Origin of the sequence: Lysinibacillus sp. NPDC093216 (assembly GCF_050280325.1) — a bacterium.
GTDB lineage: Bacteria > Bacillota > Bacilli > Bacillales_A > Planococcaceae > Lysinibacillus.
In genome coordinates this window covers 49,155-73,335 of the sequence record NZ_JBNNVB010000028.1, presented here as the reverse complement: position 1 = coordinate 73,335, position 24,181 = coordinate 49,155, and the positions used below count along the sequence as shown (strand labels likewise).

Here is a 24,181-nt window from a genome sequence, read left to right as displayed (position 1 = left end):
TCGTCGCTACCATTATACCGAATTTGGGGAGGTGCCCGTTTTTTATTGTTTCAGAACCCCCGATGCTAAAGGGATTAGAATTATGAAATTAACTCGAATAAATGTTGTAAAAGTTACAAATGTGATAGATGTTACAAACGGTGCATATGTTACATTCGTTTACTTCGTGCATTAACTAAACAAATGAGAGATAATTGGGGTAGGGGAGGTAATAATATTTTACTAATCTGGTATTTAGCATTTCCTTAATATTAGGGAAAGACAGACTGACGACCAACCTGCGCTTGGCAGACTAGTTCGGAGCGCGACAAACTTGGCCGACCCATATTTAGAGATTGTGTGACTTAATTAGTATAGAAATCTAAATATTAGTAATATGATGAATGAATCGAGAGGTGAAAAAAATGGCAGTATTAAACACAGTAAACGAAGCATTAAAATTCTTTAACGAACAATTCCCAGAAGGTTCTTCTTATAGAGGAGCTGAAGAAGCACAAATTGCACAGGGGCGAGTTTTCGAAGGGCGAGCAGTTCCGGGAGTTGGTTTACAACGCATGGGATGGCAAATTCAATTCTTGACAACGCTTTACGACAAAATTGGTCCAAATCATTCAGATTCTTATCGAGTGATGAGTGCAATCGTTAATAACTTAAATATCTTCTATACAACACCTATTCATACTAAAACAGAGGCCACAATTGAAATTCCGAGTGGTAGTACAGCTTGGGAAGCGGGGGTTGTTGAAATTGATCCAGGTTATCCAATTATGTTAGTAGCATTATCTATGCTTTGTAAATCAACTCATGCGTATAATAATTTAGGTGTAAATGGTTCAGGAGATTCACAAGCAGCATACTTGAATACAGCACTTACTCGACACTATCAAAAAATACTATATCACTGCCAAAATTCGGGTCACGGTAAAACTCTTATAACTGATTCGGGATCATTTGGTACAACAAGTCCAACTATTCGTTCATTCAAAACAGCTAATGGATCAACTTTTAAAGTGGCTAATGGTGTTGTTAATACTACGTATGCGATGTTAGGTTCTTTAGCTTACTATCATGACGTTGTTCTTGGCCATTCTCAAACTGAAGTTGAAAAAGATCCTCTTTATACAAATATCTTTAACGCTGGAGTTAATTTGATTAACGCTTTTGGTAACGCCGTTGATTCGAATTCTGTTTCGATTGCAATTGGTGGTGGTGCTAAAGGTACTACTTGGGCACAATTGCGAGCACCGTATGTTTCATCAGGATATGATTCATATGTAGGTGCATCTCTTGTTTGGCTAGGTCATGGTGTTGTTCCAACAAATAATATTTATGTACTTACTGAATCGAGTCTAGTTACTTCATCTAAAAAACTAAGCAACTATTACAAGAATTATGTACTTGCTAACAGTTCAAAAGCTCTGATGGCTATGGTCCCATTAACTAATGGCTCACCAGCTACATTATCTGGATCTACTTTCACGGCTGCCAAAACATTCTTTGGGACTCAAACGCCAACTAGTGATGATGTTTTAAACCTTACTGGATTAATTAATGATCATCCGTATTCAACAGGATATTTATATACATTCGCGAATAACGGAGATTCAGAATTCATTCACAAAGTCGATAAAGCGGTACGAGAATCTGGCGAAGGTTTATGGAGAAGTACAGTTGAAATGGGGACAACTTCTTCAATCGTTGCTTTTGGCCGACGAGGTGAAGCAGCTGGACATCGTACATTATCTGGTTTAGCCGGACTTCTTCAACGTGGTATCCAAACAGTGACAAACGGGCAGTAATATCTAATTAAGTATATTACCTGGTCTGAAATAGAAACATTAAGTCACGTTCATTTGAGCGTGACTGTTTTTTTTGCTCTGAAAAGTGAGTGTCGGGCAGTTTCCCTCTTGGCTGCTAGGGCAATAGAACAACAGTTATTTTATAAACAACTTATTGATAAGATGGAAGGGATACAATTCTTGGAACATAAACAATGGCTAAATGAATATATTGACCACTTAGAGAAACGAATAAAAAAGGTGAAAATTAGAGAGCTAACAGAAGATTTATATTGAAATCCTAACCGGCGACTTCGAGCAAGAGGTACTTTACTGGTTGCTAGAAGGTATGCTTTTCCGTTGGATTGGGGCCTAAATATGAGCAATACAAGCTTACAACGAGTAAGAGAACGATTAATTGATACGATGATGAAGTGACCTTCGGGTTGCTTCACATTATCTTATTATTAAAGAATAAAAGCCTTTTCTTAATTTTAATAAATCATCATAATTACTTGCATGATAACGTTTTGTAGCATTAGCACAACATCTATATCTAACATGATTTTCTATAGTACCTTTTTTAAATTTAGTCCCTAGACTATTCATGAAAATAATAACTTCCTTAATAGAAAATTCATTCTTACCTTTCGAATCAATTAATTTTTGAATAGCAATTAGTAATTCGTCTCGACATGTTTTCTTTTCAGTTAACAATTTCATCACCTCTTAAATGTATTTGAGAATAATCTAACAGATTTTAGATAAATGCGTAAGTAATTGGAGAGGTATGATTTGTGCGATGTGATTAGATGAATAGGTGTTACAGATGTTCCAAACGTATCATTTTAAACAATTGGTAGTGTGAAATCGGAGGTAGGATAGCAAGGGTTTTCCTCCCTTGGTATTTATGAAATCCTAAATATTAGGGAGAGACAGACCGACGACCGATCTGCGCTTGGCAGACTAGTTCGGAGCACGACAAACTCGCCGGCCCATAGTTTTTAAGAGATTAGGTATCTTAATTAATATAAAAGGCTAAAAATTTACAGTCATTTCCACGACCTCTTTGTTAATGTATGATAAATAAAAATGAAATTTAAAGAGGAGTGGAAAGGTATGTTGAAAATTTTACAAATTGTTTTTGCAATCATAGTAATATCTCTATCGGCTTATGAACTTATCACACGTGATTACCAGCTGAACTTCCTAATGATATTCTTCTTAGGTTTATTTATGTTAACTTTAGGAATTAAAGAATTTCAAAGAGAGAGAATATAGATGGCTACTACCATTACGGATCATGGAAATCAAAAGCTCCGAGGTTATGGGGCGTTGCATCGATGGATATACAATGTCGTTGTCATACGATTTACATGGTCAATGGAAAGTTGCCAGAGTACCGTAGAGGCAAGGATTACATGGATGATACGTACCAAAAGCAATTAGCTACTCGAATCGATGCTTATATGTTTGACTTAGGGCTAACTTACAGGTAAGCTTTTAACAAAGCTTATAAACAGGTAAAGCCGCCAAGTGTTGCAGTATCGTTCATGAGTTATGAAGAGTGGAGAAAACAATTTAGTGGGGAGGGATAAAAGCAAAAGGTGTTAATCTTCCTTTTGCTTAATTTCTAAAAATATTGAGAAACAAATTGCAATAAGCATTACTATTGAAAAAATAATTGTAGAAGTGGATTTAAAAGAGATTGATGTAATCAATAAAGCAAGAGAACAAATGATAATGGCTATACGTAATAAAATATTTGTTCTTTTACTAGGTTTAAAGAAATCATCCATTACACCAAGTATAATAAAAAGTCCTATAAATATAAGATATTCATATAGAAGTATGGGTTCTAAATATTCTGGATTGAACCTAATTAACTGAATCGCAGAAATGAATATAAGAATGTATTTTGTAAATTTAAAAATGCCTGACAAAGTATCACCTCATTTTTAATGATAGGTAACTAAATAATGTAAGTCTAGATGAATTTAGGAATAACTTGGTCTAAGTCACTACATTACTTTTTTAGTGACTTTTTTCTTTTTTATCATTTGCACCTGCCCGGTGTTAAATAATTTTATTTTTGTCTACCCCAATTTGTACCCCAATTAAGTGGGGCACAGCGGGTGAAAACGGAAACAACTATTTATTACCAATTGGTTTTTTTATGAAACTTCATATTTTGTAAAAACAAATTTTTTCTATTTTAGTAATCAATAAAGCAAAAACCCCGCCAAACCAATATTTTTACGCTATAATGTAGGACGAGGTGAAGAAAATGTTTGTTAGTGAAAAACAAATCGAAATTCGATATGCTGAGACCGACCAAATGGGCGTGGTGTATCATGCGAACTATATCATTTGGATGGAGATAGGCCGTTCTCAGTTAGTTAATGATGCAGGCTTTGAGTATGCTGAATTAGAGAAAGACGGTTATGTATCGCCAGTGATGGATTTATCCATTTCTTATAAGGCTGCTATGCATTATGGCCAAGTGGCAACGGTCCGTACATGGGTGGAAAAACACGATCGTTTACGTACAACATATGGCTATGAAATTTTACATGAAAATGGCACGATTGCAGCTACTGCTCAGTCCGTACATATTCTAGCTCAAAAAGATACGTTACGTCCGGTATCCTTAAGTAAAATTGATCCTGCATGGGATGCGAAATATAAAGAAATCGCACGCGAAACGAAATAGGAGAATCATACATGGAACTTTTATTGGCAATCGGTGCAATTATGGCTTGTCTTGGTGTCGTGCTAGGCGCTTTTGGAGCACATGCATTAAAAGATAAATTTGCGTCACCATACTACGCTACCGTTTGGGAAACTGCGGTGCAATACCATATGTATCATTCAATAGGTTTACTTGTGCTTGGTATTTTATCGAGTGAAGCCCTTTTAGGAGCTTCTAGTATGCTTTCTTGGGCAGGCTATTTAATGTTGGCAGGTATTGTGTTTTTCTCAGGTAGTTTATATGTATTAGCTGTTACAGGTGTGAAAAAGCTTGGAGCGATTACCCCAATCGGCGGTCTGTTATTTATCGTTGCCTGGGTGCTTGTGGCTATTACCGCATTATCTTAAGAAACGCTAAGATTCACTAAAAAAACGATATAGTATTTACAATACGATAGAGGTAGTTCCTTTGGAGCTATCTCTTTTTATAGAGAAGTTTAAAAAAATGAAACAAATTATCCTTTTTATGCGTACTACATAATGATTAGATTAATTTTAACTTCTTTCGGCGAATGTCACTGATTCGGAAAGGAGTTCATATTGGATGATAGCCTAAAATTATCGCGTTCATGAGATAATGGCTAACTGGCCTGCATTGGTAAAAACGCTACACTCCTGTGGCAATACCGAAATGACCGATATCGTGTCAGCCCTCATGCAGGTCTAAGGACAAAGCCGAATCCGGACGTAATTAAGCCGAGGCATAATTGATATGATAAAATAAATCTTAAGTATATAAGTTGAAGGTGGGAATAAATATGGGTTTATTAAAAGCAGGAGTTGGCGCATTAGCAGGTGTTCTAGAAGATCAATGGCGTGAATATTTCTATTGTGAGTCACTGTCAGCGGATGTTCTAGTGGAAAAGGGTCATAAACGTACTTCAAAACGAGGTTCAAATAAAGGCAATGACAACATTATTAGTAATGGTTCTATTATTGCTATTAATGAAGGGCAATGTATGATGATTGTCGAGCAAGGGAAAGTAGTGGAGTTTTCTGCGGAGTCTGGTGAGTATGTTTATGATACATCCACAGAGCCTTCGATAATGTATGACAATGATTTGTCCGAAGGTATAAAGGAAACATTCAAGCAGATTGGTAAACGCTTCACATTTGGCGGAGAACCTGCAAAGGATCAGCGTGTGTACTATTTTAATAAAAAAGAAATCGTAGGCAATAAATATGGGACACCAGCACCGATTCCTTTCCGTGTTATCGACCGTAACATCGGCCTAGATATTGATATTGCTATTCGTTGCCATGGCGAATATTCTTATAAAATTGTTGATCCATTACTATTCTATACAAATGTATGTGGAAACGTTGAGCGTGAATTTACAAGAGATGCAATCGATAGCCAATTAAAAACGGAATTAATGACTGCGTTACAGCCGGCTTTCGCACATATTTCAGCAAGCGGGGTACGCTATAGTGAAATTCCTGCACATACGGTTGCTCTAGCAGATGCCCTTAATAAAGTGTTATCGGAGAAATGGCTAGCGACTCGTGGTTTAGCAATTGTATCCTTTGGCATTAGTTCTTTAAAAGCATCAGAAGAAGATGAAGCAATGATTAAACAACTACAACGAAATGCAGTGATGCGTGACCCGGGTATGGCTGCAGCTCATTTAACAGGTGCTCAGGCGGAAGCAATGATTGCAGCAGCCAATAATGATGGCGGAGCAATGGCAGGATTTATGGGCATGAACATGGCGACACAAGCAGGAGGAGTTAATGCAGGACAGCTTTACCAAATGAATGAGCAAAATAAACAGGCAGCTCAGCAAGGTCAAACACCGATGAATTCAGATACATGGAAATGTGCATGTGGCAACGAAAACACTGGTAAATTCTGCTCAAATTGTGGGACACCAAAACCTGCTGAGGAAGGATGGACTTGTACTTGTGGTGCTGTCAACAAAGGCAAATTCTGTAGCGAATGTGGTGCTAAAAAACCTTCAGGAGCATTACAATACGTTTGTGATAAATGTGGTTGGCTGCCAGAAGATCCTGCAAACCCACCAAAATTCTGTCCAGAGTGTGGCGATGTGTTTGATGAGAATGATGTTAAGTAAGGAGATGACTAATGATGCCAACTCAAGATGCTGAAAATGCTAAACAAGTAAAGCTTGATTTTGACGCTGAGTGTCCATCATGTAGTGCATCTATTGAATTTAACCCAGCAACTGGAAAACTGACATGTCCTTATTGTGGCTATGAAACTGAAATTGCAGCCCCAGAGAAGCAAGAGGAAAAAGTTGCCCAGGAAATGGATTTTGCAATGGCTGAAGAACGTGGGAATTTTAACTGGGGTGTTGAGAAAAAAACAGTCATTTGTAAATCCTGTGCGGCAGAAACGATTTATGATGCATTACAGGTAGCTGATAGTTGCCCATACTGTGGTTCTAATCAGGTTATGGAGGCTAGTGCTGAAAATACGCTAGCCCCGAACGGAGTATGCGCATTTGAAATAACAGATAAGCAAGCGGGAGAGAACTTCAAAAGTTGGATTAAGGGAAAATGGTTTACACCGAGAGCAGCAAAGGATAGTGCAAAGCCTGATTCATTTAAAGGGGTTTATCTTCCTTATTGGACCTTTGACACGAAAACAAGCTCAAGGTATTCTGCAAGATACGGTAGACATCGCACAGTTACAGATAAAGATGGAAATACTCGAACTGAAACAGACTGGTATTCTACAAGTGGTTTTTATCAGGAATTTATTGATGATCATTTAATAAGTGCGACAATCCGTTATGATCGTAATATGATGAGAAAAATAGAACCCTTTAATTTACTCAATAATAAAGCCTATAAGCCGGAATATGTATCAGGATTTTTATCAGAACGCTACAGTATTGGTTTACAGGACGGGTGGAGTCAGGCGAAGAGGGAAATTTCTAATCATCTGAATGCACAAATTACCTCAAAAATACGTTGGGAACATAATGCGGATGTAGTATCCAATTTACATTTCTCAACAACTCATGATGATATTACATACAAATATCTAATGTTGCCGATTTGGCTTTCTTCATTCCGTTACAAAGAGAAAATTTATCGATTTATGGTAAATGGACAAACAGGTCGAGTAGGTGGGGATGCCCCAATTTCACCACTTCGTGTAACAATTGCTGTTATTCTATCTTTAATTACAATTGCGATTATTTGGTATTTCTTTATGTCAGAATAGTCATGAGCAGTATTCCTGTAGGGTATAATCCATACTTTGGAATACTGCTTTTTTACTGTAGTGGGTGAACGGCTGAATTATTTTAGGATATAGGATGAAAAACTTTAGTTATCTTGGCTTTCACATTGAATTGTTGCATAAGTTATAATGATAAAGGAATTCTGAGGGAGTTTTTTTACACAGCAATACATGAAAAATTTAGTGAATGCATAAAGAGTGACGCTAAATAAAAATAAGCGTACTTAAGCAACCTATTTTGCGAGAAAATCGTTATTAGTGATGAATTGTCAGAAAAAAATAAATCAGTTAGGTGGAAGTTTGTTAAATTTCAGAACAGATTTATTCCATAAAATAACGCCATGTGAAGTTGCCAATTTTCTTTAAACAAATTATTATACAGTCAGAGAGCTTTTTTCATGTAATGAGCTGCGAATGTAATGTTATTCTTGGATAACATCATGTATGGAGGTTTCGACAATGGATGCAATTGAAGTTTTAACAAATTTAGATCAAATACATGGGTATTTTCAACCTATTTTTAGCGCGGATGCGCATACGGTGATTGCCTACGAAATTTCCGGACAGTTACAAATCGAGGATCAACAAATTAATTTAAAAGATTTTGTGAATAATGAAGATATTCCAGAAGAGTATCGTATTGATATGGAACATAAAATTCTACATGCTGCATTAGCCAAAGTAGAAGAAATCGGGCAAGATATTGATATTTATATTCCTAGTAATCCGAACTTATTGATGCAGGATTTTGGTGAAAGTCATTTTAATATTATTCAACAATATATAAGTGAAGAGGATTTACATCGTATTGTATTAGTTGTTTCTGAGCATCGTTTTTTAGGTGATATTCAAAAGCTGCACCATGCAGTACGTTACTTTACGACTTTTGGTGTCAAAATTGCCGTTCAGGAAGTGGGAGCGGAGAGTCATTTAGAGCACATTGCTTTATTATCACCACAAATTTTAAAGGTCAATATTCAAGACTTAAATTATGATTCTTGGTCTGCACAGTCTGATATGATATCAGCAATAGGTAGTCTTGCTTATAAAATTGGCGCAAATCTTTTATTCGAAGGAATCGAAACTGTGTATCAATTGCAGTTTGCTTGGAAGAATGGAGGCCGATTTTATCAGGGGCGATACTTGGCAAACCCTGCAATAACATTCGTAGAGAAGGATATTTTAAAGGAACGTTTTAAGGAAGAGTGCCAGCAGTTTATTACCTCTGAAAAGAAAATTCTAGAGGCGCAATATTTCGAGTTGAAAAAGCTGAGAGAGGAGCTAGAAGCGATTGTCCATCGTGTCAAACCTTCTAGTGACAACACCACACTTTTAGAGCATTTAGCGCAGCTATTGGATAGTTATTCGTTCCGAGTATATATTTGTAATGAAGACGGCTTCCAACTTTCTCCAAACGTAATGCGTATAGATGGACAGTGGGAATTGCAGCCAAGAGCCATCAATAAAAACTGGAGTTGGCGCCCATACTTCCTACAAACAATCATTAAAATGCGCAACGATCAAAGCGGAGAAATCTCAGAGCTATATCGAGATATCGAGACAGGGGAAATTACAAGAACATTTTCTATTGCTATTAACGAGCATGAATATTTGTTTGTCGATCTTTCGTATGATTACCTATACGAACATAATATATTTAGATAGTACTACAAATGCTTATATATCAAGGTTTAATGGGTACAAGATTAACTTGTACCCCACTTTGTACCCGAAATTTGAGTAAAAAGAGAATCACAATGATGAAAGAATTTTAGAACTCTAATCGTTTTGATTTTGTTCAAGAATGGAAAATCAGATATGCAATAGAACATATTATGATAGCAGAACTAGAAAATGTTTTGATTCTTGTTAGTAATAATCGTGTTATTCATATACATACAGATAACGTTAAAAAAAATTAAAGAAAAGCCACTCATTTTAAAAATAATGAGTGGCTTTCTTCTGTTAATTATTGTAAATTAATCATGCCTGTTTCAGTGCCGAAAATACCTGTTTGCACTTGTAGTTGTAGATCTTTCATAATAGAACCATTACTAATAATGTTGTCATTGCCTTTATTTGACCCTCGTTTTGAAGTACGTTTATGACCCTTTTCCACTAGAACATCCGCTGACAGTGACTCACAATAGAAATATTCACGCCATTGATCGACTCGTTTTCTTCTGGAGGCTTTGTTTTTACAATTATATTTAAGGGGTACAAAAATAATTTGTACCCCTGTTTAGTCTCTTATTATTTTAAAGGAATTCCAAGTCCTAAAGCAGAAGCGATAGATACAATAGAGCTAATAACACCTAGTATACTAGTTAATTTCTCTAATGGTTTTTTAGCTTTCTCTTTATCTCCATTTTCTATATGAGTTTGAAGGAGTTCAAAATTAGCTTCTGCAATCTCTCGTTGTTCTTCAGCTAGGTGTTGAATTTCATCGTGAAGCTGTTGTAAAGCATTGATAATGTCATTAGGCAAGCTAGCTATCCCTTGATTGAGTGTACCATTGTTTTCAATAGTTATATTACCTTTGTTTTCTCCAAAAGTTAAACCACCATATTTACTAGAATCACCCATATAACCATCTCCTAAGATAATAGTAACTTTCCCAAGCTTGGATACTTTCTCTAATAATTGATCGGAATTTTCTTCGGCTAAAATATCGATAATTTCTCTTAAACTCTCAGGTTTATTTTGTTTACTTAACCCGACATTTTCCGTTTTGTTATTAATTTTTTTTTTGAAAAACTTTGTCTGAAATCATCACTTAATTCGATTATTGGAATAGCGTTTAAAGGATCGAAGTAATTTTCTGTACCACAATACTTGCAAGGAATGGAATCAATATTTTCAAGTTCAGATTTATTAGCAGTTAAAATACTTCTACTACATTCCTCGCATTGAAATTCTAATTTTATAACGAGCGCTTCTTTTTTTTCTAATTCAGATAATGTATCAATAACTACTCCAAGAGGTAAGTTAGTTATTTTTGCAATATAACTATGGTAAAATTTTTCAATCTTACTGATAGCAATTGCCTCAAGTGCATTATCTATTTTTTGAGAAATTTCCCATGGCTTTAAATTGCTCAATACTTTTACCTCGCAGAATAAATTTGGTAAATCAATTTTTCTCTAATATAATCCAATACAGGTTCAGACGCAAATACATTGAACTTAAATGTTTTTGTATTAACGCCGATTCGAATAGAATATTCTTGTTTGACTCCACCAATACTATGTTCAAATAGTATAGATCCTTTTTGTTTGGATAGGTAAGGTTCTAAATAATTGTATAATGGTAAACCTCGTAGTTCTCTAATACTACCTAATCCTATTGTTTCAAGACCACTTAAAAGTAACAACGTAAAAGGTGTTGTTTCTAAAATGCCAGTAATATCTTCGCTATTTAAATTTTGCTCTAGAACTGATAATTCACCACTAGTATAGTATTCGTCAATTGCAGAAAGTATACTCACAATTGATTGACCCTGTGTTTCTTCAAATGTATTTACTGATCCTGCTGGTCTTCCTGTAGCATCAATAAGCCTTCCTTGAAGGTTATCAGCTAAAGACTCAAGAGTACCCCCGTATTTCTCTAACAAATCATACTGTTTGAATTCGTATTCATCCTCGACAATTTTAGTTAACAAAGCAATAATTTTTTTTGCAACAGCTGAACTTGCTCGTACTTCAATTATTCCCGTACTTTCATCTATATAAACTGTTGTAATTTCATGCTTAATGTATTCTCTTCGGTTAGTTAAATAGTAATCAACATTAACCCCAGTTCTATGAATAAATCTTAAATAATATGCTTGTGAATCTTGGATTTCAGCTGCAGCAATAATGGTAGGATCAGTAGGAACATTTTTGCTATTTGGTGTAACTACTGTTTCGAAAGGGTTAAATGGCATTTTATTAATTATACTTTGTTTAAATCCTGTTAAATCAGTTTTATTTGTTGCCTGGTACCAAGCTAAAGAAACTGCTCCAGAGAAAATATTATTGCTTATCATTTTAAGAACATCGCCTTCAATATGCTCAAAAGAGTCCCAAACTCTACTTGCTAATTCATTTACATTGCCGGTTGTTTCTAAAGTCATTTTATTACAAATCTCTTTGAGATGAGTTTTGCTTAATTTATGCAAGTCTTGGGGGAAAATTAAAGATTTAATTGTATTCATTTAACACCCTCCAGAATTATATTCTGTGTTCGATGAAATTATGTCATTTTATTAATAAATATAATAGTATATGTATTGAATACCCAAAAAATAACATAAAAGTGTTGATTGACATGGAAGTAAGAATGAAATGGAACTTTTATGCGTCGAAATGAATAAAAATATTATAGTTCTTTATTCTCATTTGTTGTCTGAGGTTTTTAAAAGAAATAACTACTACTGATTAGGGAGTAGTTGGTATTAGTTTTCAATTCATTTTGTATGGCTTCCAAAAAGTGGGTGCTTTTATTAAGTGCTCTCATCTTTTTTTTAGGCTGTTTTTGAAATGATTGCGCTATTCAACTACGGAGTAGGTTAGTTTAACAGTGTTGTTTAAGTTGTGTTCAACAATCGGGCCATTTAATTGAATAACTCCTTTGATAAAATTAATGAATTTATGTTAAAATTTAGGTTAAATTATAAACTGATGTACATAAACTAATGACGCAATTTAGTGGAGGAGGGATTATATGTATGAGTGAAATATCTTTTAATGAGTTAGAGAAGAAAGTGAAGAAGATTAAAATTGAAGGTTTTGTCATTTATAAAGGAAATACACGGATCTTTGAATATTTAAAGAATAAAAAAGTCGTAAAAAATCCGACAAAGGTTTATTCCATTACAAAAAGTATTGTGTCTATATTAATTGGAATTATGGTCGATAAAGGGCTAATAAAAAACATTCATGAACCTATTTATAACTACTTTCCGGAAATAGTAGAGTTCAATGACCCAATGAAAGAGGAAATCACATTATTTCATTTGCTGACTATGACTTCGGGGTTACAAGTAGGAAAATTCCAAAGTTCAAAAAACTGGGTTAAATTCATACTAGAACAACCAGTTATATATAGACCAGGTTCAACCTTTGAATATAATAGTGGAAACTCTCATTTACTAAGCGCGATCATCCAAAAAGTTTCTGGAGGTTCTACCGCCTCATTTGCTGAAGAATTTCTATTCCATCCATTAGGGATAAAAAAATACATATGGGTAAAGGACCCGCAAGGAATTCACGAGGGTGGTTTTAGTATTTCATTAAATTTAGAAGACATGGTGAAGTTTGGATTTTTATTACTTAACGAAGGGCAATTTAAATCAAATCAAGTGATTTCATCTAACTGGATCCACGAGGCAAAAAAACCATATAAACAATTTGAAGCAGAAGAAGACAGAACAGCTGGATATGGTTATGGTTATCAGCTATGGACTTGTGAAATTACTAATAGTAACAACAAAATTGAATATTACTATGCCAATGGCTTATACGGACAATATATATTTATTGTTCCGAAGTTAAATATTATGGCTGTGGCAAAAAGCTATCTACAAGATGACCATTCCTCTGCACCGAAACTCTTTTTCGAAGAACTTTTACGTAGTTGGAAGGATGAATGAGACATTTAAACAAATGAAAAGGAGGAATCACTATCTTGATATTCCACAATCGGGCGCTTTAGTTAAATATTCGATTTACGAAATATCAAACATAAAAACAGAGTTGATTCTACACATTTTGTAGATTAACTCAGTTTTTATGTTTTAATAGCAACAATCTTCAAATATGCTCTAAATTTTTATGTTCCTCAATTTATATCATGTAACTTCATTTTTTCTAATTCTTTTTTTCTTTTATTTTTTAGAGATTCTCTTCCTCTAGCCCAGATTCCTAATAAAACTGCTGGACCAACAACTGCAACCTTAAAGAGTGTATAAGTATTGAAATTATCCATTCCGTTATACCACCATCCAAAAATAATAACTAAATACACAACTGGTACAATTGCTCCCCAGTAAACGTTAGTTCTTCTAGATAAATAAAATTGAGTTCCTAATATTACTATGGCTATTAAAATGGCTATTAACCATTTATACATTGGATCCATTATCCTTCATTCCTTTCGTCTTTATATTTATCAATAATCAATTTTGCCGTCTCTAAACTCAACCGTTCATCAATTACCAAATTTTTAATCATATTTACAAACTCGACGTCTTCTGTTTTGCTATTCAGTTCAATTTTTTTAATTAATGTATCTAATTTAGTCCTTACTGTCGGATATGATACACCATAAATTTTAGATATATTCTTTAAAGACCCAGAATTAATTATAAATTTTCTTATAAATTCAACAGATTCTTTATCTAAAGACAAAATCCAAGCTGGTACTTCATCACGGTTCACATTTTCCCCTCCCTTTTTAATAATATTAAATAATGGTTAAATAAAATTCAAGTATACATTAACATTATTCATTTGTTTTAAGGTTATTTTAAGCTAATCGCTTTTTAAGACACGGAAATTTTTCGTTAGGTTAATGTTAGGTTTGTCGTTTATTTTTTTATTATCAACAAAGGAAGGGATTTCGATAAAAACACCCGTTAGCCATCCATGAAGCACAAAAATCAGCACTTCACCACAGAAAATGAAAGATGATTAAGTTCTTTCATGGGAGTTGAAGAGTGATTGTAAATAGACAAACTATTAGCTGGTTTAGTTGAAGAATATAGCCAAACCATAAGCAACAGCTTTTCTCAAAGATTGTTGCTGTTAATATATAAAGACGGATTCAATCTACAGAATGTGTAGAATTGATCTCTGTCGGTTTGTTTTGAGATTTCGCGAATCGAATATTTAAGTCAAGCCATGTTAGTTTAACAAAGTTTAAAATTATCCCTGACGTAATACCTTTTGAAACATTCTTGGTTGATATTTTTCAAAAAAACGTTCCTCTTATTGATAGGAGTTCCTATTCTGGTATAATTAACTGTGAGAGAGGATGATTAATATGAGCAAAAATATCGTTGTTATAACAGGGGCTGGCAGTGGTTTAGGTGCAGCACTTGCTAAAAAATATTCGTCTTTAGGCAATCACATTTGTTTACTCGGTCGAACGAAATCAAAGCTTGAGGTTACGGCTAAAGCTTTAACCAATGGCTATTCTATTTATGAGGTTGATGTTACTTCGAAACAAATGGTCGCTCAAGTAATTCATTCTATCCAAGAGGATTTTGGATCAATTCAGTTATTTATTAATAATGCTGGTGTTGGCTATTTTGATAAAGCTGAAAACTTGAATGAGGATTCAGTTCATCAAATGATTGATATTAACCTAAAAGGAACAATTTTTTGCGCACAAGAAGTGCTAAAAGGTATGAAAGAACGCAATGAAGGAACAATCGTCAATATCGTTTCTACAGCTGGTCTAGAAGGAAAAGTAACGGAATCTGTTTATTGTGCTAGTAAATTTGGTGTACGTGGATTTACAGAGAGTCTAGCACTAGAATTAAGTGAAACATCTATTCATGTATGTGCTGTATACATGGGTGGTATGAGCACAGAATTTTGGGACGGGATATTTACTGAGGAAAAAACTAAGACATTAATGAATCCTAATGACATCGCGGATATTATTATGGAGAATATTAAACCGAGAAAAGCGTTAGCAGTAACTGAGGTTGTTATTAAAAATAAACGATAACGAAATGGATATGACCAGGCACTTCAATTAATGTTGAGCCTGGTCATTTTCCATTTCATTTAATATTTAAATTGCTAAGGTAAAGTATATGTCTTAAAACGCAATCTATATTTCGATGAAAATTGAAATATCTATCTTGTACTATGAAAATTGAAAGTACAGATAGGAGGAGAGAAAATGACTCAAATTGCTAAAACAGAAATGATTAATCCGAAAATTCTATACTACGGGACACCTGTGATATTATTAACTACACTAAATGAAGATGACACAGTAAATATTAGCCCTCTTTCATCATCATGGGTGTTAGGGGATTGTATTATTTTGGGAATTGGGCTTGGGGGAAAGGCTATTGAAAATTTAGAACGACATCCTGAATGTGTCATTAATGTCCCAGATCATTCATTATGGGAGAATGTAGAAAAATTAGCCCCTTTTACAGGGAAAAACCCCGTTCCTGAATATAAGAGAGCGAATGGATTTACATTTGAAAAAGAAAAATATAAAATTAGTAATTTAACGCCAACCGATTCTAAATCAGTAAAGCCTACAAGAATTGCAGAGTGTCCAATTCAACTTGAGGCAAGAGTAAAACATATTCGAATTCCTGATTATGCTCCCTTTTTTGCTATTGTTGAGGCACAAGTAATACATGTACATGCTCATAAGGAGATTATAGTTAAAGAAAATTATATTGATCCAAATAAATGGAGCCCACTTATTTATAATTTCCGCCATTATTTTGGACTTGGACATCAGCTGGGGAAAGCTTTTAGGGCAGAAATTTAATTTGCTATCTTTAACAAAGATCAGTTCTCTTTTTAGAATGGGAATCTGGTCTTTTTGTGTTTATTAAGATTCTAAGTTACAAAACTGTCATATTGAGATGTTTTTATTAATGTAAAACGATGGTTGTGGTATTAATTCCTTGTTATAGTTAAATTAAGGAATTTAATAACCTTGTACCAGCTTAAAGGAGAAATGAAATGAAGCCATCATTAAAAATCTACACGCTTCTAATTGCTATGATTGTTGCCTTTTATAGTTTAACGCCAACAATCGTAAATGCAGACTCAAATGAAAAAATTCAAAAGATTGATCAATTTGTTAAAGAGCAAAAGGAGATTAGTAAAATTCCAGGAATATCGTTAGTAATTGTAGAAAAGGGGAAAACGGTTTATGAAAAAGGCTTTGGATACGCTGATATTCAGTCAAAAACACCTGTTACCTCTAATACATTATTTGAACTAGGATCTACATCGAAAGCATTCACGGGACTAGCCATTCTAAAATTGGAGCGGGAAGGCTTACTAAAACGTTCGGATGATGTCCAAAAGTATATCCCATGGTTTGAGTTAAAATATAATGGCAAGCCTCAGTCAATTACTATTAATCAGTTACTGTATCATACAAGTGGAATAGTTACTAGCACTATTTCTAATATCCCGAAAAGTAACGAAACGAATGCTCTTGAGTTAACTGTGAAAAAATTGCTTGATCAGCCATTAAATAGACAACCAGGTAGCTCATTTGAATACGCAACAATCAATTATGATGTTTTGGGACTCGTTATTGAAAAGGTTTCAAAACAACCCTTTGATACGTATATCAAACAGCAAATATTAAAGCCAATCTCTATGAATGATACATTTGTTGGAATTCATCAAGTTAAATCTAATGAGATGGCCACGGGATATAAAATAGGACTGATGAGAGTGCAGGAATATACACCACCGATCTACCGTGGAAATGTACCTGCAGGTTATGTAATAAGTAACACAAGCGATATAGCAAAATGGTTAAAGCTACAGTTAGGAACTAGCCAAATTGATTCGATTGATCATAAAATTATTCAAGAATCGCATATCCCAGATTTATCTGTAGAGACTTTCGATAAGGACACATACTATGCAAGTGGATGGGGAGTTATGAGAAAAGAAGAACAATATATATCCCATGCTGGTGAAAATCCAACATTCTCTTCTTATTTCATCATGCAGCCCGATGAACAATTAGGAGTAGCCGTATTATCCAATATGAACTCGAGCTATACAACTGCGATAGGGCAAGGTGTGATAGATTTATGGGAAGGGAAAACGGTAAATACTATTCATTCTGACATCTATCAGAATTTGGATAAAATTATTTCACTTATATGTGTTATTGTTGTAGGCTTGGGGATGTTTTTAAGTATTCTATTGCTTACAACCTTAAGGGAAATTGTTAAAAAACAACGAATTAGAGTATCTTTAAATATAAAAAGAACTTTTTTATTAATCTTTCATTCTTTAAGTGTTGCAATAATTTTTGCACTTATCATTATGTTCCCGAAACTATTACCAGAGGAATCAAATTGGGAGTTTATTAAAGTATGGGGTCCAACCTCAATCACTGTGTTATTTTATAGTGTTATAGTGTCAGGTGTGATTTATTGTTTATTGGGATTAATGAAGATATTAACCATAAAGGAAAAAGAAATAAAAATGTAGAGATTTGATTATTTTATAAAAAACATGGTAATATGAAAATAACTTTAGGTGAAAGGGGAGAATCCAAATGAAAAAAAGATCATTACGTTTTTTAAGTATGGGTATTGGGTTCTCAACTGCTGTTTTTTTCTAAAATTAAGTTTATAGGGACGAGTCTGCCCTTTTTTAGAAAAATAAATAAAAACCTAGAGGAGATTAACCATGAACAATAAAATAACACGTAAAAATCCAATCCAAGTACCTAGCCCTGTTGGCAATTATAGCCATCTTACAATACTTCCAAAGGATGCAACAATATACGCATTATCTGGACAAATTGGAGTTGGGGTAAACGGGGAAATGCCATCATCACTAACAGAGCAGGTTAAGAATACTTTAAAAAATATCCAATTAATATTGGAGGCAGAGGGACTTAACGCAGACAATGTGGTGAAAGCCAATATTTGGGCAACTGAAGAAATAGATTGGGATGATTTCTATCAAGAGTGGGAAACTATGTTTGGAAATCCTTATCCTTCTATGACGATAGCTTATATTACTGCTTTAGGATTCCCTGATATTAAATTGGAAATAGATATTTGGGCTGCTAAATAAGCTGAGTAACCGACAAAATCTTAAATGATCTTGTCGGTTTTTTTATAAAGCAAATTTTAGGGTATATGATAAGAAAAAAATGGTCACTTTTCCTAAGCGGAAAGTGACCAAAAAATAAAGATTTAATGATGGGGGTGTGTTTCTTGCTCAAGGTATGAGCAAGCTGGAAGCGAATTGAGTACACTACTATTTTATGAAGGAAAAAAGCTTTTTGTTAGGTATTTGTCATTTTTAAGTTTTTTGGGTTAGGAGCGTTCCTTAGAATTAGTAGAAGCTTTAAGCAATGAAGGTATAGTCCAATAAGTACCCATGCGCCACAACCATTCTAATGGTCCAAATTTAAAGAATTGCAGCCAAATCTTGCTAAACAGTAATTGGAAAATGTAAATACCTATGCAAATCCAAAGAGATTGGATAAAACGAATATTGCCAATAAGGTCAAAGGCATTGCCAATTAGTAAGATTAGCGCTGTTTGCCCTAAATAATTTGTTAATGCCATTCGTCCATAGTCTTTTAATGGTGAAAGCAAGTCCTGGCATAAATGATGTTTGAGTAATAACATTAATAAACCTACATAAAATGCAGATACAAATGGGCTAAATTGAAGCCCGATTAATGAAAATTTTTCAATGTTTGTCACATGTTCTGTAAATTCATCTTTTGTCATATTGTTAACGTTCGCCATTGCCTCTGGGACATAATGCCATTGATACAGCAAGCCCACTATGCTAATAAAGAACATTATCACTGTAAAGATAAATATGTTTTTACGATTGTCATGGATCTTTTCGAAAATTTGATACTGCCCAGCAGCTAATCCTAGTAAAATAAGTGGAAACGGCATAGCAATTTTGATGCCATAATAAGCAGTTACCGCTAATAGTATAAGTCCTATAGTTACGTTTATTTCTTTACGAACTTTGTAAAATGGTAAAGCAATTAGCCCGAAAATTGCATAGACGGTTAATGCTTCTCCAGGTTGGAAATAAAAATGTACAAGCCCGATTAACAATAAAATAATCATTCTTCTAATAAATAAAAGATAGGCGTTATTATTTTTAGCCATTGCACGGGAAATAAAAATATAAAAGCCTACACCGAATAAAAATGAAAAAATCGAGAAAAACTTACCTTCCACAAATAATATTAAAAATCTATTGTATGCAATATCTATAGATGTGTCCGGTGTATTTATCCATAATAATGCCGGAATATTTACTAAAATAATTCCTAATAAAGCAAATCCTCTTAAATAATCTAGTGTATCAATTCGTTTGTTTAATTCAATTGGTTGCATGTTATCTCCTCCTCACTTACAAAGTATAAGAAAATTGTCCATAAAGTAGTAACGATGAATGTTACGCCAATCTTACAAAATCGTCATATAACATTATTCATTTTCTGGATACATAGATAAAATATCTTTTGCCTGCTGTCGTAAAATATTGATTAATTCATTCGGTTCTACAATTTGAGCATGCATACCAAGCCGATAGAAGAGGGGGCTAGTAAAATTTAGTTCACCTTTGTCTATAATGGAATCAATATAACCTGTGCCATCTTCTTTTATGACGACTAAGTCTTCAAGGCTAGGTTCACTTCTGCATTGTCGTACACCTTCCCTTGATAATAGTACATGTAAACGAATGGGTTGTTTAATCTCATAGGTGTTGCCAAACCACTCCTCCAAATTTATAAATTCCTCTTTGTTTTCTTCGCTTTCTACGATAGAAAGAATACGATCTACACGAAACAATAATATTTTTTGTTTAGTGAGATCGAAAGCTGGCATATACCATAATCCATCATGAGCATAAACACCAATAGGGTGAATATATTTTGTTGTTGTACCTGATTTGGATTCATATTGAATATGTAGATTTTTGTTTTCAATAGCTACCTCTAAAACAGCTTTCAATAAAGGTGTTTCAATCGCTCGTTTAGGATTCCAAAACGCGATATAGGATTGAAGTTTATCCACTTTCTGCTTTGCCTCCTCCTGAAGCGAGCTATATAGCTTATGAGAAGCGGACTTCATTTCCGTATTAAAAGGCAAATCGCGGTAATAATGCAGTGATTGGAACGCAAAGAAAATCGAAACCGCCTCATCTTCTGTAAATAAAATAGGGGGAAGAAGTCGGCTCGTTAGGACAGAATAGCCACCGTTTCGTCCTTGTTCAGCGTAAATAGGCAAGCCCATATCACTTAAATCTAAAATATATCGATGAACTGTGCGAATCGAAATATTGAATTCATCAGCAACTTCCTGAGCAGTAAATTTCTTTTTTGCACTAACAAACAGAAGGATATCTAATAAACGTTTTGCTTTTGACATTTTCTCACCTTTTCTTTTAAACATGACAGTAGTTGTCATGTTTTATGTATATTATAAATATTGTTCATGAGTTTTACAAAAGAGAAAAGGAGATGACGTTATGTCACGAGAAATCATTTTATATATTGCGACTAGTTTGGATGGATTTATTGCGAAAGAGAATGATGATTTACAATGGCTAGAAGAAACAGAGGGGGAAGGGGATGCTGGCTATTCCGACATGTATCAATCCATTGATACCATTATTATGGGTAAAAGAACGTATGATTGGGTTGTAGACCATATTGAGTCTTTTCCATATCCCGATAAGAAATGTTATGTATTCACAACATCACAAAGTGGTAAAAACGAACATGTTGAGTTTGTGAATGAAAATGTTGTAACGTTTACGAAAAAATTAAGGGAACAGGAAGGCTCTAAAATTTGGATGGTTGGCGGAGCAGGAATTCTCGATGCATTCATGAAGGAAGAGTTAATAGATGAATTAATTATTACGATTACACCGCATCTTTTAGGCTCTGGAATTCCATTGTTTAAGGATCATAATCCATATCAAGATTTGAAGTTAATCCATACACAACGCTATGGGCAAATGGTGCAAATGCATTATAAGGTGATGAAAGAGGCTTGATGTTCCAGCCTCTTTTTCTGCTATTAGTAAAGTGCATGATAGATTTCACCCATGATTCCCTTCATTTGATGCATACCTGTATCAGTATTAGTCATCATAACAATCCCTTTTTCGAGGTATGGATAGGCTACTAGCATACATTGAAACCCAACACCCCAGCCAAGAGAGGAAAATCCAAGCTTCTCGTCCGTGCCATCTAGAAATACGCCAAGGCCCGTCCATTCCTTACATCCTTGTGAACGGAACAGTTCTTTTGCTTGTTTTGTAGTAATACCAATTTTACTTTGCCCTTTGACAGCATTCATAAAATCTAGTAATAATTTTGTTAAATCGCTAGGGGTAGTCCATATACCACAAGCAGCAAGATAAGGATAAATAGAATATTTCCCTGGAATTAAAGCTCCATTTTGATCATGACCACATGCAAAGTTATCCATATTTGATGTTGAACGAGAGGTAGAAAATGTACTGTTTGCCATGCCCAATGGCTTAAAAATAAAATCATCCATGAGATGAGAAAACGTTTCTTGCGTTATATCTTCTATTAATAACTGAATAAGACAAAAGCCTGCATCAGAATAGTGAAATTCACTTTCAGGTTCATAAGTCAATTCAATGGTAGTAGGGCAATAAGGAGTTGTACCATTCAATATTTCTACCATAGACGGTATTTCGTTGAAAGATTCTAGTTCCATAAAACTGCCCTCAGGGTCCACAATACCAGATTGATGACATAATAAGTTGCGTAATGTAACTTGTTTATGCTTTGTCAATTGATTGTCAGGAACCTTCCATGAAACTAGTTTTTCATTAACATCTTCATCTAAATCTACAATCCCTTGTACCACCAATTTCATCACTAAAATGCTTGTTAGAAACTTACTGATAGAACAAGCGTTGAAAATGGAGTGCTCATTAATTATTTTATCGGTACCTGCCTCCAGAACTCCAAAAGTATCTGTCTTACTGATTTTTCCCTTTTCGATAGCTACAAGACTTAAACCTGTAATATGGTAATGCTCCATGCGTTCACGAATGTTTTTCATCGATTTAGCTTCTAATTTTTTCTTAATTATAACATAAATAACAGAATATGGAACAAATGTTTGTGTTTTGCGATTTTATTTTTGTAACCGTGCGTGTACAATCATAGATGGACTATTTTTTGTAAAGTCACTTTTGTTCCACGAACCATATATGTGCAACATTTCAAACCCATTTTGTTCTAATAGCCTCTTCATTTCCATTGGATATGTATAGCGAAGTCGAATTGAATCTTCGAAAATAGAGTGTTCTAGTTTATTTATAGAACGGCAAGTTAAGATTTGTGTGATAGGGTCATATTCGTCACGATGCTGAATAGTTAGTCTTTCACCTTTACTGTTGACTGAACTTTCTTCGTATTCATCCATGATAGACAGTTCGCTTAGAAGAGCGTTTCTCGTATCAAATACAAATTCTCCACCTGGATTTAAGTGCTTTTTAACGGAATGGAATAAAGCATTTTGACTTTCGTTACTTAGAAAATGTTGAAATGAATTACCTGTCATATAGATAAAATTTGATGTGATCGATAATTGAAGTTGCGTGCAGTCTTGCACTGTAAAATGCACATGGACATTGTGCTTTTTCGCTTTTTCAATTGCCAATTGAAGCATCCCTTCATGGATATCTACTGCATAAACATTGAATCCTTGCTTGGCTAGCGGAATAGCTAAGCGACCTGTGCCACAGGCTAATTCAATTATCGTACCGCTATTCTTCTTGAGATGATTTTCAATAAAATATAAATCCACGTTATAATTTTCATGAAGTACATCATATTCAATAGGGTTTTTATATTTCTCTAAATTTCCACTAAACTCATTTTGATACATACCTCTAACTCCTTCACCTTTATCTTTATTTAAGAAATATTGTATAATAAATCCAATATTCACACAAATTAGTTTCTCATAATAAATGTGGTGTTGATTCCCGTTCCGTATCACTTTGACTGGTAATTTGCGTATATTTAAATTGTTTAATTATGTGAAGAAAAGCTTTTAATATAGAAAGTTGTGATGCAGTGTTGTTTTAGAAGTATTAAACTGTACACTCATCTCTTGCAGTGATAAAGGTCCCTTTAGAAGCTGATAAAGCAATTTCAATCGAAGTTCATCGCAGGTACGATAGTTTATCGACCTTCTTCTCCCAGCCGTAGTATTCTATAACTGTACTGAGTACATTTTAATCTTCTGTGGTGCGCACTGGTTTTGGGCGCTACATGGATGGCTAACGGTGCAGTTTAGTTGAACAAGCGTGGGCACTTTTGTATTTAAATATCAAATAAAGGAAATTAGTGTTAAAATTAAAATGAAATATCGCCAATAATTTGAATAGTAAAAGAATAAGACTGCTATTAAGGTTTTAAAAGGAGGTATAACTTATGAAATACATTAAAGGCTTATATGTATCTTTTGTACTAATGATGTTAGTTATTTTGGTTAACACAACAATATTTGATGATGAATATTCAGGGATTGCTATGTTCGTTTGTTTAGGTATATTTATAATAGGAACAGCATTTTTTATAAATACCAAACAATTAAAAAATTAGGATACGTAAAGCGAGTTGCAAACTAACAGGGGGTTTTACTTCAGGCTGGGATTTCACAGTGATTCCAACTTTTTCC

General features: G+C 34.2%; 25 protein-coding genes. 14 read left to right on the top strand and 11 right to left on the bottom strand.

Annotated elements, in window-relative coordinates:
• The first annotated feature begins 404 nt into the window (after nt 1-404).
• Nucleotides 405-1,799 (top strand): hypothetical protein, encoded by a 1,395-nt coding sequence (locus ACQKOG_RS22595; protein ID WP_427448310.1) that lies wholly within the window; start codon nt 405-407, stop codon nt 1,797-1,799.
• Between the two features lie 435 nt (nt 1,800-2,234).
• Here the strand turns inward: ACQKOG_RS22595 and ACQKOG_RS22590 are convergent, their stop codons facing one another.
• Nucleotides 2,235-2,495 carry a DUF7669 domain-containing protein gene (locus ACQKOG_RS22590; protein ID WP_427448309.1) on the bottom strand — a complete coding sequence of 87 codons (261 nt, stop codon included), beginning with the start codon at nt 2,493-2,495 and terminating at the stop codon, nt 2,235-2,237.
• Between the two features lie 626 nt (nt 2,496-3,121).
• Here ACQKOG_RS22590 and ACQKOG_RS22585 point away from each other — a divergent pair.
• The 6 genes from ACQKOG_RS22585 to ACQKOG_RS22560 all read left to right on the top strand — a co-directional run bounded on the left by ACQKOG_RS22585 (nt 3,122) and on the right by ACQKOG_RS22560 (nt 9,405).
• Entirely contained in the window at nt 3,122-3,277 is a 156-nt protein-coding gene (locus tag ACQKOG_RS22585; protein WP_427448308.1) for a hypothetical protein, read from the top strand.
• A gap of 788 nt (nt 3,278-4,065) precedes the next feature.
• Complete coding sequence (locus tag ACQKOG_RS22580; protein WP_427448307.1) at nt 4,066-4,491, top strand: acyl-CoA thioesterase; 426 nt, start codon at nt 4,066-4,068, stop codon at nt 4,489-4,491.
• Nucleotides 4,492-4,502: 11 nt separating this feature from the next.
• The gene (locus ACQKOG_RS22575) at nt 4,503-4,877 is read left to right on the top strand and encodes a DUF423 domain-containing protein (RefSeq protein WP_370080209.1); all 375 of its coding nucleotides are present in this window, start codon (nt 4,503-4,505) and stop codon (nt 4,875-4,877) included.
• 410 nt (nt 4,878-5,287) lie between these two features.
• Complete coding sequence (locus ACQKOG_RS22570) at nt 5,288-6,604, top strand: SPFH domain-containing protein (protein ID WP_402872740.1); 1,317 nt, start codon at nt 5,288-5,290, stop codon at nt 6,602-6,604.
• A gap of 14 nt (nt 6,605-6,618) precedes the next feature.
• A complete protein-coding gene (locus ACQKOG_RS22565; RefSeq protein WP_370080316.1) occupies nt 6,619-7,722 on the top strand; it encodes a hypothetical protein in 1,104 nt (367 codons plus the stop codon).
• A 477-nt stretch (nt 7,723-8,199) separates the two neighbouring features.
• Nucleotides 8,200-9,405 (top strand): EAL domain-containing protein, encoded by a 1,206-nt coding sequence (locus ACQKOG_RS22560; RefSeq protein WP_370080205.1) that lies wholly within the window; start codon nt 8,200-8,202, stop codon nt 9,403-9,405.
• 304 nt (nt 9,406-9,709) lie between these two features.
• Here ACQKOG_RS22560 and ACQKOG_RS22555 read toward each other — a convergent pair whose 3' ends face one another.
• The 4 genes from ACQKOG_RS22555 to ACQKOG_RS22540 form a co-directional block, all read right to left on the bottom strand.
• A complete protein-coding gene (locus tag ACQKOG_RS22555; RefSeq protein WP_370080203.1) occupies nt 9,710-9,859 on the bottom strand; it encodes a hypothetical protein in 150 nt (49 codons plus the stop codon).
• A gap of 134 nt (nt 9,860-9,993) precedes the next feature.
• Complete coding sequence (locus tag ACQKOG_RS22550; RefSeq protein WP_370080201.1) at nt 9,994-10,326, bottom strand: hypothetical protein; 333 nt, start codon at nt 10,324-10,326, stop codon at nt 9,994-9,996.
• 125 nt (nt 10,327-10,451) lie between these two features.
• Nucleotides 10,452-10,841 carry a hypothetical protein gene (locus ACQKOG_RS22545; RefSeq protein WP_370080199.1) on the bottom strand — a complete coding sequence of 130 codons (390 nt, stop codon included), beginning with the start codon at nt 10,839-10,841 and terminating at the stop codon, nt 10,452-10,454.
• A gap of 5 nt (nt 10,842-10,846) precedes the next feature.
• On the bottom strand, nt 10,847-11,935 hold the full coding sequence (locus tag ACQKOG_RS22540) for a hypothetical protein (protein WP_370080197.1): 1,089 nt from the start codon (nt 11,933-11,935) through the stop codon (nt 10,847-10,849).
• A gap of 513 nt (nt 11,936-12,448) precedes the next feature.
• Between ACQKOG_RS22540 and ACQKOG_RS22535 the strand changes: the two genes are divergently transcribed.
• Nucleotides 12,449-13,372, top strand: coding sequence for a serine hydrolase domain-containing protein (locus ACQKOG_RS22535; RefSeq protein WP_427448306.1), 924 nt, complete (start codon nt 12,449-12,451; stop codon nt 13,370-13,372).
• 188 nt (nt 13,373-13,560) lie between these two features.
• Here ACQKOG_RS22535 and ACQKOG_RS22530 read toward each other — a convergent pair whose 3' ends face one another.
• Both ACQKOG_RS22530 and ACQKOG_RS22525 read right to left on the bottom strand, forming a co-directional pair.
• Nucleotides 13,561-13,860 (bottom strand): hypothetical protein, encoded by a 300-nt coding sequence (locus ACQKOG_RS22530; RefSeq protein ID WP_370080193.1) that lies wholly within the window; start codon nt 13,858-13,860, stop codon nt 13,561-13,563.
• Nucleotides 13,860-14,159, bottom strand: coding sequence for a DUF2089 family protein (locus ACQKOG_RS22525; protein WP_370080191.1), 300 nt, complete (start codon nt 14,157-14,159; stop codon nt 13,860-13,862). Before ACQKOG_RS22525 ends, ACQKOG_RS22530 begins: the two co-directional genes overlap by 1 nt.
• A 604-nt stretch (nt 14,160-14,763) precedes the next feature.
• Here ACQKOG_RS22525 and ACQKOG_RS22520 point away from each other — a divergent pair.
• The 4 genes from ACQKOG_RS22520 to ACQKOG_RS22505 all read left to right on the top strand — a co-directional run bounded on the left by ACQKOG_RS22520 (nt 14,764) and on the right by ACQKOG_RS22505 (nt 18,539).
• Nucleotides 14,764-15,456, top strand: coding sequence for an SDR family oxidoreductase (locus ACQKOG_RS22520; RefSeq protein WP_370080189.1), 693 nt, complete (start codon nt 14,764-14,766; stop codon nt 15,454-15,456).
• Nucleotides 15,457-15,633: 177 nt separating this feature from the next.
• Complete coding sequence (locus ACQKOG_RS22515) at nt 15,634-16,245, top strand: flavin reductase family protein (protein ID WP_427448305.1); 612 nt, start codon at nt 15,634-15,636, stop codon at nt 16,243-16,245.
• 197 nt (nt 16,246-16,442) lie between these two features.
• A complete protein-coding gene (locus ACQKOG_RS22510; RefSeq protein WP_427448304.1) occupies nt 16,443-17,945 on the top strand; it encodes a serine hydrolase domain-containing protein in 1,503 nt (500 codons plus the stop codon).
• A 201-nt stretch (nt 17,946-18,146) separates the two neighbouring features.
• Nucleotides 18,147-18,539: a RidA family protein gene (locus ACQKOG_RS22505; protein ID WP_370080183.1), complete on the top strand. Its 393-nt coding sequence runs from the start codon at nt 18,147-18,149 to the stop codon at nt 18,537-18,539.
• Nucleotides 18,540-18,784: 245 nt separating this feature from the next.
• Here ACQKOG_RS22505 and ACQKOG_RS22500 read toward each other — a convergent pair whose 3' ends face one another.
• Together ACQKOG_RS22500 and ACQKOG_RS22495 are read right to left on the bottom strand one after the other, a co-directional pair.
• Nucleotides 18,785-19,837 (bottom strand): DUF418 domain-containing protein, encoded by a 1,053-nt coding sequence (locus ACQKOG_RS22500; RefSeq protein ID WP_370080181.1) that lies wholly within the window; start codon nt 19,835-19,837, stop codon nt 18,785-18,787.
• 93 nt (nt 19,838-19,930) lie between these two features.
• The gene (locus ACQKOG_RS22495; protein ID WP_370080179.1) at nt 19,931-20,875 is read right to left on the bottom strand and encodes a helix-turn-helix transcriptional regulator; all 945 of its coding nucleotides are present in this window, start codon (nt 20,873-20,875) and stop codon (nt 19,931-19,933) included.
• Between the two features lie 100 nt (nt 20,876-20,975).
• Here ACQKOG_RS22495 and ACQKOG_RS22490 point away from each other — a divergent pair, with 100 nt between their 5' ends.
• A complete protein-coding gene (locus ACQKOG_RS22490; RefSeq protein ID WP_427448303.1) occupies nt 20,976-21,506 on the top strand; it encodes a dihydrofolate reductase family protein in 531 nt (176 codons plus the stop codon).
• 23 nt (nt 21,507-21,529) lie between these two features.
• Here the strand turns inward: ACQKOG_RS22490 and ACQKOG_RS22485 are convergent, their stop codons facing one another.
• A complete protein-coding gene (locus ACQKOG_RS22485) occupies nt 21,530-22,552 on the bottom strand; it encodes a serine hydrolase domain-containing protein (RefSeq protein ID WP_427448302.1) in 1,023 nt (340 codons plus the stop codon).
• Nucleotides 22,553-22,627: 75 nt separating this feature from the next.
• Nucleotides 22,628-23,383, bottom strand: coding sequence for a class I SAM-dependent methyltransferase (locus ACQKOG_RS22480; protein ID WP_427448301.1), 756 nt, complete (start codon nt 23,381-23,383; stop codon nt 22,628-22,630).
• A gap of 551 nt (nt 23,384-23,934) precedes the next feature.
• Between ACQKOG_RS22480 and ACQKOG_RS22475 the strand changes: the two genes are divergently transcribed.
• On the top strand, nt 23,935-24,105 hold the full coding sequence (locus ACQKOG_RS22475) for a hypothetical protein (RefSeq protein WP_370080169.1): 171 nt from the start codon (nt 23,935-23,937) through the stop codon (nt 24,103-24,105).
• Nucleotides 24,106-24,181: the final 76 nt, after the last annotated feature.

What these genes read in the sequence shown, in the direction of transcription:
- ACQKOG_RS22505 (WP_370080183.1), top strand. Translation starts at nt 18,147, where the DNA reads ATGAACAATAAAATAACACGTAAAAATCCAATCCAAGTACCTAGCCCT.
- ACQKOG_RS22565 (WP_370080316.1), top strand. Translation starts at nt 6,619, where the DNA reads ATGCCAACTCAAGATGCTGAAAATGCTAAACAAGTAAAGCTTGATTTT.
- ACQKOG_RS22575 (WP_370080209.1), top strand. Translation starts at nt 4,503, where the DNA reads ATGGAACTTTTATTGGCAATCGGTGCAATTATGGCTTGTCTTGGTGTC.
- ACQKOG_RS22500 (WP_370080181.1), bottom strand. Translation starts at nt 19,837, where the DNA reads ATGCAACCAATTGAATTAAACAAACGAATTGATACACTAGATTATTTA.
- ACQKOG_RS22480 (WP_427448301.1), bottom strand. Translation starts at nt 23,383, where the DNA reads ATGTATCAAAATGAGTTTAGTGGAAATTTAGAGAAATATAAAAACCCT.
- ACQKOG_RS22515 (WP_427448305.1), top strand. Translation starts at nt 15,634, where the DNA reads ATGACTCAAATTGCTAAAACAGAAATGATTAATCCGAAAATTCTATAC.
- ACQKOG_RS22490 (WP_427448303.1), top strand. Translation starts at nt 20,976, where the DNA reads ATGTCACGAGAAATCATTTTATATATTGCGACTAGTTTGGATGGATTT.
- ACQKOG_RS22535 (WP_427448306.1), top strand. Translation starts at nt 12,449, where the DNA reads ATGAGTGAAATATCTTTTAATGAGTTAGAGAAGAAAGTGAAGAAGATT.
- ACQKOG_RS22550 (WP_370080201.1), bottom strand. Translation starts at nt 10,326, where the DNA reads ATGGGTGATTCTAGTAAATATGGTGGTTTAACTTTTGGAGAAAACAAA.
- ACQKOG_RS22495 (WP_370080179.1), bottom strand. Translation starts at nt 20,875, where the DNA reads ATGTCAAAAGCAAAACGTTTATTAGATATCCTTCTGTTTGTTAGTGCA.
- ACQKOG_RS22585 (WP_427448308.1), top strand. Translation starts at nt 3,122, where the DNA reads ATGGATATACAATGTCGTTGTCATACGATTTACATGGTCAATGGAAAG.
- ACQKOG_RS22580 (WP_427448307.1), top strand. Translation starts at nt 4,066, where the DNA reads ATGTTTGTTAGTGAAAAACAAATCGAAATTCGATATGCTGAGACCGAC.
- ACQKOG_RS22520 (WP_370080189.1), top strand. Translation starts at nt 14,764, where the DNA reads ATGAGCAAAAATATCGTTGTTATAACAGGGGCTGGCAGTGGTTTAGGT.
- ACQKOG_RS22530 (WP_370080193.1), bottom strand. Translation starts at nt 13,860, where the DNA reads ATGGATCCAATGTATAAATGGTTAATAGCCATTTTAATAGCCATAGTA.
- ACQKOG_RS22560 (WP_370080205.1), top strand. Translation starts at nt 8,200, where the DNA reads ATGGATGCAATTGAAGTTTTAACAAATTTAGATCAAATACATGGGTAT.
- ACQKOG_RS22475 (WP_370080169.1), top strand. Translation starts at nt 23,935, where the DNA reads ATGAAATACATTAAAGGCTTATATGTATCTTTTGTACTAATGATGTTA.
- ACQKOG_RS22595 (WP_427448310.1), top strand. Translation starts at nt 405, where the DNA reads ATGGCAGTATTAAACACAGTAAACGAAGCATTAAAATTCTTTAACGAA.
- ACQKOG_RS22485 (WP_427448302.1), bottom strand. Translation starts at nt 22,552, where the DNA reads ATGAAAAACATTCGTGAACGCATGGAGCATTACCATATTACAGGTTTA.
- ACQKOG_RS22570 (WP_402872740.1), top strand. Translation starts at nt 5,288, where the DNA reads ATGGGTTTATTAAAAGCAGGAGTTGGCGCATTAGCAGGTGTTCTAGAA.
- ACQKOG_RS22510 (WP_427448304.1), top strand. Translation starts at nt 16,443, where the DNA reads ATGAAGCCATCATTAAAAATCTACACGCTTCTAATTGCTATGATTGTT.
- ACQKOG_RS22540 (WP_370080197.1), bottom strand. Translation starts at nt 11,935, where the DNA reads ATGAATACAATTAAATCTTTAATTTTCCCCCAAGACTTGCATAAATTA.